The sequence below is a fragment of the Treponema paraluiscuniculi Cuniculi A genome (genome assembly GCF_000217655.1).
Classification (GTDB): domain Bacteria; phylum Spirochaetota; class Spirochaetia; order Treponematales; family Treponemataceae; genus Treponema; species Treponema pallidum.
In genome coordinates this window covers 752,232-768,431 of sequence record NC_015714.1, presented here as the reverse complement: position 1 = coordinate 768,431, position 16,200 = coordinate 752,232, and the positions used below count along the sequence as shown (strand labels likewise).

The following is a 16,200-nucleotide window of genomic DNA, read 5'->3' as shown; positions in this document are numbered from 1 at the left end:
GCCGTTGACGGTCTTCTGCCTCTTGCCTTGAAGTTTTCGCCTTTTTGTGTTCCGCTCTTGGCCCATGCGTCGCGTTTGTTACCTGTATCTGGTGTTGCTGTGCGGTCTGTTGGTGGGGGGAGCTGCGCTCTTTGGGTTCTTGCTTGCCTCCATTGAAAACATTAAGCAGAGCGAGCGGTTCACCCGCTTCAATCCGGCGCTTCCCACCAGAATCCTGGACATTCGGGGTGATTTGATCACTGAGTTTTCCTCAGACGAAAAGCGCGAAATCGTTTCCTTTGCTGACTTGTCTTCACACCTTGTGCACGCTTTACTCACCCGCGAAGACCGCTCCTTCTATACCCACCACGGCTACAGCATCAAGGCTATTTTCCGTGCCCTTGTCGGCACCCTCACCGGTCGCGCCTTAGGGGGTGGGAGTACGCTGACCCAGCAGATAGCAGGTCTTCTCTATTCAGACCGCAGCGACCGCAGTCTCAGGCGTAAAATCAAAGAGTTGTGGTGGGCACTCCATATGGAACGGCGTTATTCCAAGAACGAAATTATGGAGTTGTATTTGAACCGCGTCTACTTCGGTGGCGGCACCTACGGCGTAGGAGCGGCCGCCCGCTTCTACTTTGGCCATTCAGTACGTCAGATGAGCGCAGCAGAGGCGGCACTCTTGGTTATTTTGCTTTCTAACCCGGCACACTACAATCCCTTTGAATATCCTAACCGCGCTCAAGACCGTCAGCGTTACGTACTCCATGAAATGACGCGCCTTGGCTATCTCAGTGAACAAGAACGGGATGAGTCCTACGAGCACTACTGGGCGCATTTCGATTACACTCGCACCACAAGTTCTGCGTTCTATGCCCGTGCGGATAAGGCGCGTTGGTTTTCCGAGTATGTGCGGAGGCAGCTGGACCGCATGATGTACGGCACGATGAATTTGTACCAGGACGGGTATACCGTGCATACCACGTGCGATTTGCGTCATCAGTTGGTTGCAGAGCAGCAAGTTGAGCAAACGCTGGAGCAGGCCAATGCACACGTGCAAAAATCTTCTCTCACACACGTTGCGCGCAGAGAACTGTACAGCAATATCAGCGAGCTATTGGGGTTGGTGTTCAACGTTCCGCAGTTGCACGTCGGTGACCGGCGCATGAAGGCAAAAAGCGGCGCGTATTACCGCAGTACGCTCAGTCCCCTGGTGAATGTTATGGCGCTGATGTTCGGCCTCGACAATCTTAAAACGTTGTCTGACAAAGGCGCCTCTCTGGTGCGCGATGAAATTGCACGTAAGCGGGTGGAAGGTGCGCTCATCGCGCTTGAGAACGATACCGGATACATTACAGCTCTCGTAGGGGGCAGCAGGTTCGGTGCTTCTAACCAAGTGATTCGTGCAACGCAAGGATTGTTGCAGCCAGGCAGTGTATTTAAGCCTCTGGTGTATTCTGCGGCGTTGGATAGCAAAAAGCTCACGATGGCAACGCAGTTGCACGATGCACCGCAGGTGTTCAGCCGCAATGGTGTTTCGTATATTCCCAACAACTATGGGGGAAAATGGCAGGGGGTAGTGCTTGCATGGAAGGCGCTTGCGCAGTCGCTCAATATTCCTGCTATTCGTGTACTGGATATGGTCGGTTTTGACGCGGTAATCCAGCGTGCGGCGACGCTCCTGCATATAACCGATCGGCAGGAGATTGAGCACACCTTCCCACGCGTCTATCCGCTTGCGTTGGGCGTAGTTGCCCTCCGGCCGATTCAGCTTGCGCGTGCATTTGCAGCGTTTGGAAATGGGGGCAAAGCGGTAGAACCGATTGCAGTGCGTTCAGTGGAGGATCGTTTAGGGCGGGTAATTTTGGATCCAGAACGGGAAGTGCGGGCCCGCCTGCGCGCGCAGGGTGCGGCAACGCAACTGATCTCTGCGGAGAACGCGGCGCTCATGACGAATATGCTAGAGAAAACGGTAACGATGGGGACGTTGGCGGTGGCCTCTGAGCGGGCGCGCGCATTTACATATCAAGACCCTGCAACGGGGCGATCGTTTGTTATGCCGGTTGCGGGGAAGACGGGGACTACGCAAAACTGGTCTGATGCGTGGGCGGTTGGATACTCCCCTTATTACACTGCAGTGTTGTGGTTTGGCTTTGACAAAGGAGACCGATCGCTCGGATTGCATAGCACGGGCGCGACGCTCGCAGGTCCTCCGTGGGCTCGTTTTATGCGGGCTATTCATCAGGATAAGCCGCACCGGGCATTTGTTCGTCCTGAAACAGGGTTGGTGTACCAGGCGGTGTGTGCAAAATCAGGATTGCTGCCTACCCCGTACTGTGGGGATGAGCTTGTTTCTCTGTCATTTTTGCCTGGCACGGTGCCTGAGCGCTTTTGTTCGTACCATGAAAGTGGGAAGATGCTTGAGGAACTGGCTAAAGAACGGTTGAAGGAAAGTGGATACAGTACTGGGTTCTGGCCGGCAGTGAGCGAAGAGGGGCTGCATATAGACCCGCGCGTCTTTGAAGATCCGCCACTGGGTTCACTGGGCGTGCAGGGGGAGGTGCTTGTCCCGAGCAATCCTTTTGCGCCGGTGCATCCGCAGGAAGCGCCGCTCTTTGATGCGCCGCATGTGCCTGTGCCGTCTGCACCCGACCTGTCGCGTGACGCTCCAGAGGAGGAGTCAGAAGACGTGCAGGACGATCCTGCTCGTGGTGTGCAGAGTCTGGATACCGGTCCGTAAGAAAGATTGGGCAGTCTCTTTAGAGGAAGATGGCTTCGCCGACGGAAAGCGTCGCGGCACGCGGGGCGCGTGCGTGGTGCGTGTGGCCATTCTGGCAGGTTCTCTTGCGTCGGGTGGTACTCTCTCGGAGGAAGGGCTACGCATGAAACGGTGGCGTGCAAAGGCACTTGACGAAGGGCGTGTCCGCGAGCTTACCGCGCGGTATAGGTGCTCGGCGCTTGAGGCGGCCATCCTTGTGCGTCGCAAGGTAGTGGATGCTGACGCACTCCTTTTTCATTTTGAGCGTGATCTACGCTATCTGCCAGGACCGTTCCGTTTCCATGCGATGAGCGCTGCAGTTGACCGTTTGCGTCTTGCGCATGAGCGGAAAGAAAAGGTGCTCATCTTTGGGGATCGTGATGCAGACGGTATTAGCGCCACCACCCTTCTTTTTGAGGCTCTCTGTGCATTTGGCTTGACGGTGTGCTGGCGCGTGCCGGTTGCCGATGAGCCCTATGGGCTCTCGTGCAATGCAGTAGATGAGCATGCGGCCGCAGGGGGTACTCTCATTGTGACCGTTGACTGCGGTATTTCTAATCGCGCAGAAATTGCGTATGCGCGTCACAGAGGTATTGACGTACTGGTTATTGATCACCATGCGGCCCCTGAGACACTCCCTGATGCAATTATCATTAATGCAAAAGTGCCAGGTGCAGGGTATCCGCACGAGTTTCTCTCAGGCTGTGCAACTGCGTGGAAGGTGGTAACGGCGCTCCGTTTCAGTACCAGCGGCTGGTATCAGCGGCCTGTGGTGCTTCTACACGTTCGTCCGGTGACTGGGGCGTATACGATTGAGGCTGTAAAAATGTGTAATATGGAGGTGGTGGACCGGCTTTCGGAAACGGTGGTCCCACGTATGCTCCTGCCATCTCATACGCGTCTTGGCGCCTTCCTGGAGGGTCAGGAAGTTTTCGTATGGGATGAGCAGGTGGTGCGCACGCAGTTGGCCAAAGTGTTTGGTGGAGAGTTTCCCTGGCGTTTTACCGATGTGCGGCCGCGTATGGCCGCGTTTTTTCCCCAATGTGAACGCGCAAGCCTTTTAAGGATGAAGAACTTTTCTCGCATCGGGCGTGCGCGCTCAAAACCGATGGAGGAAATCGAAAGCTTTATCAATCTTTTTATAACTTTTGTGCAGAAAGATACCCAGCTCTACCGGGGCGCGGCGGATGAATTGCAGCTTGTGGCAATTTCTACGCTTTCTGATCTTATGGTGTTAGCGGGGGAGAACCGTATTATGGTCCGCTACGGTCTGCAGGCGATGAATGAGGCGCCACGTGTGGGTTTGCGTGAGTTGTTTGCGATACAGCGTCTCATGGGGAAGAAGTTAGGAACCGTAGAGGTAGGGTGGAGTATTGTGCCGCTTATCAATGCAACGGGGCGGTTAGGGTGTCCGCACCGTGCAGTGGAACTGTTTTTAATGCGCGAAGCTTCGCAGCGCGCGCTGCAGGCACGAAAAATGGTGCAATTGAACGAACAGCGAAAAAAATTAGGAAGGAGTGCTCGTGCACTTGCTGAGCCTCTTGCGCGTGCAAGTCTTGAGACGTACAGCAACCGCCTGGCAGTAGTTTGTAGCGATAAGATTCATCGGGGCGTTACGGGGATTCTTGCAAACTGTTTGAGCGAGGCGCTGCGCGTGCCTTGTGTGATCATTTGTATAATGGCAGACGGGCACGCGGTAGGATCGTTGCGTTCGGCGCGGGGATATCACCTATTTTCGCTCTTAGATCCCCTTGCGGACTTGTTCTCTGATTATGGGGGGCATGCATTTGCGGCGGGTTTTTCGATTCCCTCTGAGCGAATTCCCCAGCTATTGCACCGTATGGAACTGTATGCGGCAACCATTGAGTTTGCTGATGAAAGCGCGCAAGAGTGTGGAGAATTTGATGCAGAACTGGATGCTACGCAGATGACGCGGGGGCTTTTGACCCTTATCGATCGCTTTGAGCCGTACGGAGAAGGCAATCCCCCGTTGTGCTTTTTGGCGAAGAAATTGAAAATTTTTTCTGCATCGCTTTTTGGGCGTACAGAACGTGTGCACGTAAAATTGACCTTGGATGCACAGGTGCATAAATGGCCCGCAATTTACTGGGGAGCAGGGGAAAAGTTGGCACAGGAGTTTGCAGTGGGGGATGTAGTTGACGCGGTTTTTCAAGTGACGCGTAACACGTTTCAGGGAACGTGCACACCGCAGCTGGTCATTCAAGATTTGTGGAGGAGTGAGTGATGGGTGCAGAGAGAGTAGGACGCGCACCGGGGGTGAACGCTAAAAGGACAGTGCAGACGCAGGGCGTGCAGTCACCGTCGGTGAAAAGAAGTGTTCGTTGGGAGCGTGGTCTGTGCGAAGTACTCTTGTTCTCTGGTGTCTTTGTCAGCGCGGTATCCTTCCTGCTTCATTCGGCTGCGGTGCCGCCGCCGGAGCGTCAGGTGGTTCCTGCACATTTCGAACGTATCGCTATGCAGTTCCCGCGTCAGGTATCCCAAGGTGCGTGTGCGATGGCCACTTTTTCTTTAGTGGCATTGCAAGAAAAGGACAAGGCGCATACCGAGGTACATCTGGTGCTGCGTACCCCTGCGGGTAAAGAAGCAAAGACGGTGCGCGCTTTTGCGCTTCCCCCAAAGGGTATTGCTCAGTTAGGGACGGACGCGGCAACCGCTGGCGTCTCGCGTGCAGGTTCTCAGGATGTGACGCACGTTGCCTTGCTGGGGATATCGATTTTCTGGGAACCGGGGGATTGGATGCTTGAAGCGCAGGTGCGTGTGCCGGGAGGGAAGCCATATGTGCGGCGTGCGCCGCTGCGCATTGAGAAAAAGGAGTTTCCCCGTGAGGAATTACGCTTAGATCGCAAGAATACCGCCATTGCGCAGGACAAGAGTGAGCGCAAAAAGGTGCAGCGTGAGCGCCTGAAGGCGCTCTGGACCGTGACCTCCCCTCAGACTCGGGCCTTTTTAGGGCCGTTTCGACAACCGGTGGAATCTCGACGGTGTACGTCGGTGTTTGGGCAGGCGCGCGTCTTTGTGTACACCGACGGGACGCGCTCTGCGCAGTACCACTGGGGGAAGGACTTTGGAGTTCCGGTGGGAACGGCGGTGTATGCAGCAGGTACAGGGAGGGTGGTACTCGCAGAGCAACGGACAACCACGGGTTGGAGCGTGGTACTGGAGCACGCCCCGGGGCTGTACACAGCGTACTACCATCTGAACGAGCTGCTGGTGAAAAAAGATACGTACGTGTCAACGGGCACGCTCATTGCGCGCAGCGGAACCACCGGGTTCTCCACCGGGCCTCACGTACACTGGGAAGCACGGATAAATAGCACGCCGATAGACCCTGAGTGCCTACTAGCCCCGCCATTCCTTACACACCTGCCTAAGAACGAACTACGGAAGCTACAACCTACAGGCGAGACGCAGCCGGGCACGCCGCTTCCCAAAGACACAAACGGCCCACCGGGGTGAGCTGGCCAGCTGTTCCTCGGGCAACCCGGACTCGAACCGGGGACCCCAAGTCCCCCAGACTTGTACGCTAACCTACTGCGCCATTGCCCGCGGCGCGCATTCTACACAGGGGGGATCGTGTACGTCAAGCGGTGCTTGTTGCGCGGTGCGATATGGTGTTACGATGACCCATGATTTTCCCAATGCAGCAGTTGATTGAGTTTCAGGGCAATATTTATGAGATTACGTGTGCAGCAACGCGTCGAGCTTTTCAACTCGCAGCGGTTTGCGACCCTGTTTTGGATGAACTTGGGGGAAAGGTGGTGTCCGCTGCAGCGCAGCAGGTGTTTTCAGGAACGGTGGACTACCGGATAGAGCCGCAGGAGTTAGGGTAGCGCGGTTTGGACATTAACAGTCCGCTCCTGCGGGGGCAGATTAGGAGTTTGTTTTCTAGAAGTTGTTTTTCAATAAAGGGCCGGTTCTAAGTCACACTCTTCCTTCTGCCGATAGAGGGGGCGGAGGTGGGGATGCTATGGTGATGGCCGCGGCGCCTTTACAGAATTTGTGTTACGACGGACTTTTACAGGTAACCTCAGGGGGCAATATCTCGCTCCCTGTACCCTCGAATCAGGTGATATACGCTCATTTCGAACATGTTGATGCGACTCCTGCGGAGCAAGGGCAGGCAGGGGTGTCGGTGTCTGAGCTGCAGATTTTGGACGCGTTGGTCGAACGGCTAATAGTGCAGCGTCGGGTAGCGGCAGAAGCGGCAGACATGGCGGTGCAGAAGCGGCAGGAGACACTGCTCCGCGCCGCAGAGCTTTTTTCTCAGAAGCAAGTGGACGAGACCAAACGGCGGGGGGAGTCTCTTCCTTACACCTCAGTAGAAGTACAGGGGCCTGAGCTTTTTGACTTGCGCGCGTAGGGCACGTGCAGGCAGAAGTACTTGACTTTTTTGAGGATAGGGGGGAGGCTACACCCCGCCTGGCCGAGGTTCTGAGGCTGGGTATGGACTCTTTTGGAGAGTGGGGGTTGTGTGGGTATGGGAAGATTGCTGGCATGTTCGGCGGTGGTGCTGTGTTTTTCTTAGCTTGGCGCGCTTGAGTTGTTTCTTTCTCCTAAGATTGGGATCACGGGTGTGTATCAGTTTGGGAGTAACGGTAGTTCGGGCGGTACGTCGTCGGGTAAGGGTGTGTCTTTTGATAGACTGATTGGAAGGGTTGACCTGGGGCTAATTTTGGTGAACGGCCTAACGATTTCAGCTTCGGCGGAAAGTTCGTTGACCAATGTCTTTGTGCGTGCACAGGCGTTGATTGGCTATGCGGTGCGCGTGGGAGGGCTGCGGGCTATCGTTTCCAGTGGGGTGAATATCTGCGGTGATTCGTGTGCGACGTCTGAAGGGGAATCGTCTACGTCGTCTGCGTGGTATAGCAAGCTGCTGTACAGTGTACCGTTGAACTTAGAGGTGCAGTACTATCTCACTTCCTTTGCCGGAGTTGCGGTTGCTGCGAGTACGGCCGTTGGTGTTCGTGACCTTGATTTCAAGGAGTTTACCTTGCCGCTCTCGCTCACGATAGGGCCGACGTTCCGAGTGTAGTGTATGGGTGGTTGGTGTGAGGGTGAGGTGGTGTGCCGCTTGCGCCGTTCGGTGGCGGGGGGGGGTGCGCTCTTTTTGGCGGTGTTGTGGGGTTTTTGCACTGACGCGAACGCCGCGCAGGTTTTTGTTTCTCCCCGAGTTGGACAGGTGGGAGTCTTTGTGTGGGGAAAGGGCGCGAACGGTGCGGGCGGAACGAAAGGTACGAATCGCACCGATATACTGGCCTTCACCCCCACGCTGGGGCTTTCGGTGGGAGTTTCTGCGGAGAACGGGTTTACTTTCATCACGCAGCTGGATGCGGGGCTTTCTACGCTCCTGTTCCGCGCGCAGTTCCTATTGGGGTGGGCACTCCGTATGGGAGAGTGGGCGTTCTTTCTGCCTTCTACGGGTGTGGATATCATGTCTACCAAGGACAAAATAGTCGGTGTTCCTGTGAACCTTGACTTTCATTTCTTTTTTACGCGGGTTGTGGGACTGTCTGTCGGTGTGGCAAGCGGTGTGGGTATCCCGATTACTGCGAATCTCGAGCAGTGTAAGAACGGCGCAGGCTCCACTGATTTGAAATGGGAACAGTTTTTGCAAAAGTATTGTTTGGAGTGTCCGCTGACGGTGCAGATGGGGCCTGTGTTCCGGGTCTAGCTTGTGCTGCTGGGGTGGGGTATGCGCGCACGCGCGTGCGCATTCCTGCGCGCGCTTCCCTATGAGCAGAGCCTTTTTTTTGGTTGATTTTCAAAATGATTTTTGCGATCCACGCGGTTCGTTGTTCGTTCCCGGCGCGGATCAGGACTGTGTGCGCGTTGCTGAGTTCTTGCGCGTGCACGCTGCGCATGTGGATGCATTGTACGTAAGTTGCGATCGGCACCCACGGATGCACGTTGCGCACTCCTGTTTTTGGCGCTCCCTGACAGGAGATGCTCTCGGTCCTTTTGATACAGTTTCGTTCGAACGTTTGCGTTCTGGGGCGTGTGTGCCTGTGCGTGTCGGCTATGTACAGACCGTAGCGGGGTACTTGGCATTCCGTGCATATACCGGAAAGGGGCCTCTATACCTTTGGCCCGAGCATTGTGTGCGTGGCAGTTGGGGACAGGGGGTGCACCCGCTTATCGTGGAGGCAGTGCGCTTTTGGCAGCGCGCGCATCGTACAAGACGTCCTCAGTTTTTCTTTAAAGGAGAAAACCCCTGTGTGGAACAATTTAGTGTGCTGTCCTCGGAGTATCCAGCGTCTCAAGGGACTGCGGATTCTCTTTTTGTTAAGCGCTGCCAAATGCTCCGCGCACATGAGCGTATTTTCGTAGCAGGTGAAGCACTCTCGCATTGTGTTGTGTGTACGCTGCAGGATATGCAGCGCGCAGGGGTCCTCTCACGCGTGAGTTTGTTGAAGGACGGTAGTAGCGTGGTGCCTGGTTTTGAGCAAAAAACGGCCGCGTCCGTGCAGACTCTCTGTGCACAGGGACTGACGTGGCTGCGTATGACTGAGGCCGCAGAGCTTTTGCGCACGCGTTTTATTTTTTCTGGCACTGAACATCAGGACAGTTGAGAGGAGTCAAACGCGTATAGCAATCCTTGAATGCCACCGCGAATAAGTGCGCGCCATAACTCTGCGAGGTTTTGGGAACGCGCAAAGCACAGCGCAGGTTCGAGCGCAGGCTCTACCTTAAGTGCAAGGGTACACAGCGCATGGATGCTGCGACCCTGCACGTCTCGTGCGTCAGCGCGCACCAGTGGCTCGGGGATAAGGAAGAGTCCTGTGCGCACGAGCGGTGCACAGGCAACCTCAGAGGTAAAGAAGCGTCCTGAGGCATCGCAGACGATGTCCGGTATACTCTCTTGCCCAAAGGGGTGTGATGCAGACGCTGCGTACTCAGAATCAGCGTCCTGGAGCGCTGGGCTGGCCGCTGATTCTGCGCTGCGTTTTCTTGCTAGAAAGGCGTCTGTTGCAGGGTGTGCAGGAACAAGGCGGAGTACAATGCAGCGACACGCGGTTTCTGCTGCGGCGATAGCCTGTGCACGGGTGGGGGCCTGACTCAGCACGTTGCCGCATTTTTCCACATTATTACGAGGAAAGCGCACCGCGGCTCCTTCCTGCATACGTACGAACACGTTTTTAACGTAGGCAATCTGTTGAGCGTCTGCAAGGCCCCAGATTCGGTGTATTACCCCGGGAATGGAAATCCACGCGCGTTCTGCGCTGGCGTATGGGCTTTTTTCTGGAAGAGGAGACAGAGTGGTGAGCTGTGTGCGCAGCACGGTGAGCGCAGTAGGAGGGGGGGTGACAGACGCGGTGGCAGCCGAAGCAGCAGCTGAAGGACCGTGAAGCGCCACGTGCAATGCAGCGCGTGTGACGTCGAAACCCAGAGCGTACGGCACCGTCCAGCCAGACATGAAGCCCCCTGAAAGGCGTGCGGCAATTTCTCCCAATACTGCTTCGGGTGTGTACGGGGCAGAAGGGTTGGGTGTGGCGGCAGTGGATGGAGTTTTCGTCGGGGAGGGGGTACTCAGGAAGAGATCTCCTTTCACGGCGCCATGGGTGAGCCCGAGTGCCCGCACACCGTTGTGGAAGGTGTCGATGAGCGCTTGTGCGTCTTGTGTACAGAGCGCTGCCGGGAGCGTGTGTCCCATTTCTACGAATGAGGGAGGAAAGCAGATGTGGCGATCGGCAAGTGCGGTGACGTACAACGTCCCGTCGAATATGAGCCCTTCCAGGGAAAACTCTCTTCCGACAATAAATTCCTCGATAATCACCCGGCCGCTGCGAGAGAACTGGCGCGCCACGGCGCAGGCATTTATGAGGGTATCCTTGCATTGCGCGAGCGTGCAGCCGCGGGCTCCCATGTTGTCTGTCGGTTTTACGACGAGAGGAAACGAGAGTCCAGCGCCATGCAGGTGGGAACACAGTCGGGCATGCCCAGACGGTGTGTCCCAGGCGAACGAGTCAGGCTCAAGGAACGTGAAGCGGGGGCAGCGCAGTCGGGCGCGTGTGAAGCAGGCACGCATGCGCGTTTTATCCGTAGCGTTTTTGGTTGCCTCCAATCGGTGGCCGGGGAGTGCACAGGCCTCGGCGACGGCAGCGACGGAAACGGAAAAGTCTGTTGCCGCGGTGAACACGGCATCCAAGCCGCGGCGCGCGCGAATTGCGCGCGCGTGAGCGACGAGCGCGGCGCTATCGGCCAAATCGATTGGGGCAAACTCGTCTGCAAGCGCCGCGCACGGTGCATGCGGATTCCCATCTACCGCGCACACCCACAGCCCAAGCTCCCGTGCTGCGCGAAGTGCAGGGGCTTGCATGGTTCCTGCACCCAGTATGAGAATGGTTTTCACGTGTTTTCATCCTCCTTTCTGGGAAGATAGCACGGCGCTGTCCCCTTGGTGCATGCACGTGTGTGATTAGAATGGAGGAATAAGGCACTATAAAGAGAACGGTGGCGCTGGTGCACGCGCCGTGGCACAGGAAATGAGACGAGTTTCGGTGAGCACCGCGTGTACGGATTGGTCGTGTGCTTCTTGAGGAATGACAGCCATGATTTGGCAATCAAAGCAGAGGCCGAGCGTGTAGTAGCTTCCTGCTGGTATGGTAGCGGCGATCCGGGCGAGGAAGCGATCGTAGTGTCCTCCGCCGCGGCCGAGGCGTGCGCCATTTGTGCTGAATGCCAGTGCGGGAACTACGATCAAAAGCGGTAGGGCAAGTGTTCTTTGTGCAGGAGTATTGGGCGAAGGGTGCGGGGGGTAGAGGCGTGGACTGTGTGCATCGGGTTCTCTAATCCCCCTGGTCCTAGGGCACAAGGTGGTGAAGCAGGAAACAGAGGGGTGGGGAGTGCACGCGTACGTGACTGCGTGAAAGTGCAAGTCGTTTCCCGATACGCGAGGAAGAGCTACGTGCTTTCCTGCGTTTTCTGCAGTGTATGCAAGGGCGTAGGGGTCTATTTCTAGGGGCAGGGGCGCATAGAAGAACACAGTGCGTGCACGCTGGTACGCTGTCTGTGCAGTGAAAAGGGAGTGTGCTGGATAGGCAGGAGCGGTAGGGGAGGCGCGGAAGGCGCGCAGCCGTGCGGAAGCGATGCGACGGGCATTTTGCTTTGCGTTCATGTATGGGTGGTGTCGGCGTCGTCCTGCACGTCCCTAACGAAAAGAAGACGTGATGTGTCTTTGGTGGATATCGTAGGGTGGCTGTAACGAAGGGCCCGTGACGGTACTTTAGCACGCGGCTGTGGTGTGCGCTGCAGAATAAAGAGGTGTAGATTATACATGGACCGTTTTTTTTGTACGGTGTGGGTGTGGAGTGTGCTTTTTGGCGCCTGTACGTCACAGACACGCTCAAGTTTTTCCCTGAATGCGGATGGCCTGAATTCTTCGGGTGTGGCCCATGCTTCTGAGCATGTTTCTCATGCTGTGGCAATGGGGAATGAGGCGGGCGCGGCAGATGCGAGTGTGTCTGAATCCCCGGCGTCTTTTTCTCCTGGGCGGGGGTCTGCGTGGGTGCAGGGTACTGTTGGACATATCCCTGCCGAGCACCACGCGGAATTGCAGGCGTTTTTTGACACAGAAGAGGGTATGCGCATCACGGATGCGCTCTGTACGGGGGACACATACGCTGCTTTTAATGAGCTTGAAGCGTTATATGACCCTTCTTCTGAGACTGACACGGCGCGTAGCCGTGCGCTGCACGCGTATGTCCGTGCGCTACTGCAAGGTATACGCCTTGCTCCGCGCGTTGCACCGCCGACCCATGTAGGGGTCAGTGCCACGTTGCAGTATCGCGACAGCGTGTGGCCACTACAGCGTGGGCGTTTTACGCTATGCTACCAAATTGGTCCTGAACATGGCGATGTGATGCAGGTGACGCTGTGCGCAGATACGCAGGGAGTGCTCTTTTTCCCCTTTCCGTCAGCGGCGCTTTCGCAGGAGGTGACGCTTTCGTTTGACACTGCCGCTTTGGTACATGCTCCTTCCCTTTGTGCACAGGAGTCTGCGTTGCAGGAACGACCCTCATCTCCCGAACCTGTCGTGTCTACCATACCGTCCCCCGAGGGGGAAGAAAACAGCGCAGCGGGGGAGCCTGCGCTTGCTAATTTGGTGTGTCGCGTTGCGGCGCCTTCGTCTGATCCAAAACAGCATTCCGTGCGCAGGCAGGTATCTACAACGATATGTATTCTAGATTATGGGAAGACAGGACGGCCGCTGACGCACGAGAATCTGACGGCCACCCGTTTGCTCGGGGGTCTTTTGAAGCGTCGGTTTGTGAACATCGGGCTTGATAGTTTGTACGGGGTAGGTAAGGTGCCGGACCACGCGGTAATCGCGCGCGCGCGTAAAAAGTTTGGGGGGAATGTCCGTAGGCTTGTGTTTGGCTTGACTCAGGTAAGGCGTCTTGAACGCGACTCTGATGCACGCTGGAGGTGTGTGCTGTTCGCGCAGCTGCATGTGTGGGATTTCCCAAAGGGAGCGTATACGCATCACTTTACTGCACAGTGCACGGAGACCGGGGATACTGAATCTCAAAGTTATGTTCGTGCGCGTACGCGCATGGGCGAGACGGTGCTTTCGGACGTGCTCCAGTGCTTCCTGTAATTGTGTTTATTTCGTAGATCGGGGTATGGGGATAGGATGAGAGGGTGTTCCCCGGGGTTTGTACAGCGTTTTGAAGAATTGACGCGTGTGTTGTTTCGTGCTACAAGTCCCGCCGGAAGGGCCTATAGCTCAGTTGGTTAGAGCAGCGGACTCATAATCCGCGGGTCGCCGGTTCAAGTCCAGCTGGGCCCATACTATTTGTGTGCAGGTGGTAGCGCGTCTCTTGCGCCTTGCGCGGGGTTTTTCATGGGAGGCTTGTGGTGTCAAAAGCCCTTAAAGGGGATGTTCCCGTTAGTTCTTCTTTTGAAGAAAAGATGAAGGCGTTGGAGGCGGCGCGCCTCCAGATCGAAAAGCAGTTTGGCCAAGGTTCCCTCATGAAGTTAGGGAAGGATGACGCAGTCCAAGGTGTTGAAGTTATTCCCACGGGAAATATTTTGCTTGACGAGGCATTAGGTATCGGCGGTTATCCGCGCGGTAGGATTATTGAAATATTTGGTCCTGAGTCGTCTGGCAAAACAACCCTTGCGCTGCACGCGGTTGCAGAAGCGCAAAAGCGTGGAGGTATCGCAGCCTTTATCGATGCTGAGCACGCGCTTGACCCACAGTATGCGAAGGATCTTGGCGTATCCGTCGGTGATCTGTGGATATCGCAGCCAGATACAGGGGAGCAAGCGTTAGAGATTGCCGAAAGTCTTGTGCGTTCAGGTGCGGTGGATATTATCGTGGTGGATTCTGTTGCCGCGCTCACGCCTCAGGCAGAAATACAGGGGGATATGGGGGATGCCCACGTAGGTCTGATCGCGCGTCTTATGAGTCAGGCGTTGCGTAAGCTTACTTCTATCATCAATAAGTCGAAGTGTACGCTCATTTTTATTAATCAGCTCCGCATGAAAATAGGGATTATGTTTGGGAATCCTGAGACTACTACCGGCGGCATTGCACTTAAGTTTTATTCCTCCGTGAGGATAGAGGTTAGGAAGGTGGAAACGCTTTCAAGAGGTGATGAGGAAGCGTGGGGCAATAAGGTAAGGATCCGGATAGTAAAGAATAAGATGGCACCCCCCTTCCGCAAGGTAGAAACGGAGATTCTCTTTGGGAAGGGTTTTTCTGCCTTTTCGTGTTTGCTGGATGCAGCGGTTAAGCAGGAAATTATCGAAAAAAAAGGGGCGTGGTACGCGTACCGAGAAGAAAAGATCGGACAGGGGCGTGACAATGCCGTGGGCTTTCTGCAGCAGAATATGGACATCACCTTGGAGATCGAACGGGCGGTGCGTGCGAAGCTTTTTCCTAAGCAGGCGTTTATATCCAGCTTTCAGGAACAGCGTCCTGCTCTCTCTCTTGAGGCGTCTCCGGCGGAGTCGGACGCAAAAGCGTTGCGGCGTTCTGCAAGCAGGGGTGCGGGCGCGTCGAGTAGTCGGGTGCAGGAGGGATCTGCAGCGAATGACCATTTTCAGGACGAATCGACCACGGCGAAACTCCTTTAGTCAGTGGCCGCCAGCGCGTGGAAATAGATGTGGATGGATGAGTCTCCCGTCCCTGTGCAAGAGTTTAAACTTTCTCAGTTTGAGGGTCCTTTGGACCTCCTGCTGTTTCTCATCAAAAAGAACGAGCTGAGCATTTACGATATCCCTATTTGCGAAATTACTGCTCAGTATCTGCAGTACGTGGATCAAACCGTCTCGCCCGATCTCCGTGGTCTGACGGAGTTTTACGCAATGGCTGCGGTTCTTCTGTACATTAAAAGCTGCATGCTCCTCCCAATGGAACTAGATCTAGATGGTGAGGATATCGAGGATCCTCGGCAGTCGCTGGTGGAGCGCCTTATCGAATATCAAAAATACAAGCAACTTTGCAAGCTGATGGAGCTGTATGAGTGTGAAGACATGTGGTGCGTTGAGCGAAAAAAGACGCAGCATCTGTTTTTGTCTCCAGCAGAAGTGCCTCTCCTACACGGTGACGTTCGTGATTTGCTGATGCTCTTTACTCGGTTAGTGAGAAAGACGCCTCAGTGGATTATGGATTTGTACGAAGAAGTTTCGGTAAATGAGAAGCTGACATTGCTTTCGGAATTGCTTGGGGTTCGGGGGCGGTGTGTATTTACTGAGCTTATTAAGCAGCCGTCTCGTGCAGATGTTGTGTGTGCCTTTGTCGCAATTTTAGAGGCGGCAAAAACGCATCGTGTACATATTTCACAGCCTGAATTTTTTGGCCCGATTACTCTATATGCGCGGGAGATTTCTCCCAAGGTTCAGGACGTATGTCATGCGTAATGTGTTCGTAGGGGCGCTGTGCATGTGCGGCATGTCTTTTGTCTTTTCCGATTCCGTGCGGAGTGCCGCCGCCGCGTATTTCTCGCATTTCTCGTGGGTTATGCCCGAGAGAGTAGTCCAGGAACATATATCGTGGCGTTATAAGGCTCTCAAGCAGGATCATATGGAAGTAGACTGTGATGTCTATGCTTACCGTGGAGGGCGGGTGTTTCCCCGTGTGTCCGGTATGGGGGTTATCGATCATACAAACATCCCACATGCTCTGCGTATTTTTTGTGAAAAGATGACTGATTCTTTTATGAAAAAAAAAATAGATCCACACCTGTGCCAGAGAGAGAGAAAGTTTTTACCCCATTACTTTTCATTTCGAATGGGTAAGCTGCCGCGTATTTGCGCAGTTGTGTTTGCTCAACCGAATGTTATGCAGGGTAACTTTCTTACCGTTCATTTTAAATTAAATGTAGAAAACGAGGATTCTCGTATCATAGAAGTCACGGTGGCGAAAGAGCAGGAGAATTGGAAACTATTCCAATTTTTATTTAAAGAGGATCGCGCGCATCTTGCTGTCTTGTAAG

The 16,200-nt window shown here is 55.1% G+C and carries 14 protein-coding genes and 2 tRNA genes; 13 read left to right on the top strand and 3 right to left on the bottom strand.

All coding sequences use genetic code 11. The features are described from left to right. Positions 1–64 precede the first annotated feature (64 nt). From TPCCA_RS03485 to TPCCA_RS03475, 3 genes are all read left to right on the top strand, one after another. Positions 65–2,719, top strand: a complete 2,655-nt coding sequence (locus TPCCA_RS03485) for a penicillin-binding protein 1A (protein WP_013945310.1) — start codon at positions 65–67, stop codon at positions 2,717–2,719. 142 nt (positions 2,720–2,861) lie between these two features. Next, the gene (gene recJ, locus TPCCA_RS03480; protein ID WP_013945309.1) at positions 2,862–4,982 is read left to right on the top strand and encodes a single-stranded-DNA-specific exonuclease RecJ; all 2,121 of its coding nucleotides are present in this window, start codon (positions 2,862–2,864) and stop codon (positions 4,980–4,982) included. Continuing rightward, positions 4,982–6,214 carry a M23 family metallopeptidase gene (locus TPCCA_RS03475; protein WP_013945308.1) on the top strand — a complete coding sequence of 411 codons (1,233 nt, stop codon included), beginning with the start codon at positions 4,982–4,984 and terminating at the stop codon, positions 6,212–6,214. Before recJ ends, TPCCA_RS03475 begins: the two co-directional genes overlap by 1 nt. A 16-nt stretch (positions 6,215–6,230) precedes the next feature. Here the strand turns inward: TPCCA_RS03475 and TPCCA_RS03470 are convergent. Next, positions 6,231–6,304: transfer RNA gene (locus tag TPCCA_RS03470), tRNA-Pro, on the bottom strand. 80 nt (positions 6,305–6,384) lie between these two features. Between TPCCA_RS03470 and TPCCA_RS03465 the strand changes: the two genes are divergently transcribed. The 5 genes from TPCCA_RS03465 (at position 6,385) to TPCCA_RS03445 (ending at position 9,327) form a co-directional block, all read left to right on the top strand. After that, positions 6,385–6,588, top strand: coding sequence for a DNA-directed RNA polymerase subunit omega (locus tag TPCCA_RS03465; RefSeq protein ID WP_010882146.1), 204 nt, complete (start codon positions 6,385–6,387; stop codon positions 6,586–6,588). Positions 6,589–6,725: 137 nt separating this feature from the next. Next, positions 6,726–7,118, top strand: a complete 393-nt coding sequence (locus TPCCA_RS03460; protein WP_010882145.1) for a hypothetical protein — start codon at positions 6,726–6,728, stop codon at positions 7,116–7,118. Positions 7,119–7,298: 180 nt separating this feature from the next. Beyond that, entirely contained in the window at positions 7,299–7,790 is a 492-nt protein-coding gene (locus tag TPCCA_RS03455) for a DUF2715 domain-containing protein (RefSeq protein ID WP_013945306.1), read from the top strand. A gap of 3 nt (positions 7,791–7,793) precedes the next feature. Further along, positions 7,794–8,429, top strand: coding sequence for a DUF2715 domain-containing protein (locus tag TPCCA_RS03450; protein ID WP_013945305.1), 636 nt, complete (start codon positions 7,794–7,796; stop codon positions 8,427–8,429). Positions 8,430–8,490: 61 nt separating this feature from the next. Further along, a complete protein-coding gene (locus tag TPCCA_RS03445; RefSeq protein WP_013945304.1) occupies positions 8,491–9,327 on the top strand; it encodes a cysteine hydrolase family protein in 837 nt (278 codons plus the stop codon). Here TPCCA_RS03445 and TPCCA_RS03440 read toward each other — a convergent pair. Both TPCCA_RS03440 and TPCCA_RS03435 read right to left on the bottom strand, forming a co-directional pair. Next, on the bottom strand, positions 9,315–11,108 hold the full coding sequence (locus TPCCA_RS03440) for an ATP-grasp domain-containing protein (RefSeq protein WP_013945303.1): 1,794 nt from the start codon (positions 11,106–11,108) through the stop codon (positions 9,315–9,317). The two genes, TPCCA_RS03445 and TPCCA_RS03440, sit on opposite strands and share 13 nt — an antisense overlap. An 87-nt stretch (positions 11,109–11,195) precedes the next feature. Further along, positions 11,196–11,873, bottom strand: a complete 678-nt coding sequence (locus TPCCA_RS03435) for a 5-formyltetrahydrofolate cyclo-ligase (RefSeq protein ID WP_013945302.1) — start codon at positions 11,871–11,873, stop codon at positions 11,196–11,198. Positions 11,874–12,032: 159 nt separating this feature from the next. Between TPCCA_RS03435 and TPCCA_RS03430 the strand changes: the two genes are divergently transcribed. From TPCCA_RS03430 to TPCCA_RS03410, 5 genes are all read left to right on the top strand, one after another. Continuing rightward, positions 12,033–13,355 carry a hypothetical protein gene (locus TPCCA_RS03430; RefSeq protein ID WP_013945301.1) on the top strand — a complete coding sequence of 441 codons (1,323 nt, stop codon included), beginning with the start codon at positions 12,033–12,035 and terminating at the stop codon, positions 13,353–13,355. Positions 13,356–13,473: 118 nt separating this feature from the next. After that, positions 13,474–13,547: transfer RNA gene (locus tag TPCCA_RS03425), tRNA-Ile, on the top strand. A gap of 68 nt (positions 13,548–13,615) precedes the next feature. Continuing rightward, positions 13,616–14,839 (top strand): recombinase RecA, encoded by a 1,224-nt coding sequence (gene recA / locus TPCCA_RS03420; protein WP_013945300.1) that lies wholly within the window; start codon positions 13,616–13,618, stop codon positions 14,837–14,839. A 27-nt stretch (positions 14,840–14,866) separates the two neighbouring features. Beyond that, positions 14,867–15,625, top strand: coding sequence for a segregation and condensation protein A (locus tag TPCCA_RS03415; RefSeq protein ID WP_013945299.1), 759 nt, complete (start codon positions 14,867–14,869; stop codon positions 15,623–15,625). 22 nt (positions 15,626–15,647) lie between these two features. Further along, the gene (locus TPCCA_RS03410) at positions 15,648–16,199 is read left to right on the top strand and encodes a hypothetical protein (protein WP_237249910.1); all 552 of its coding nucleotides are present in this window, start codon (positions 15,648–15,650) and stop codon (positions 16,197–16,199) included. The last annotated feature ends 1 nt before the right edge of the window (position 16,200 follow it).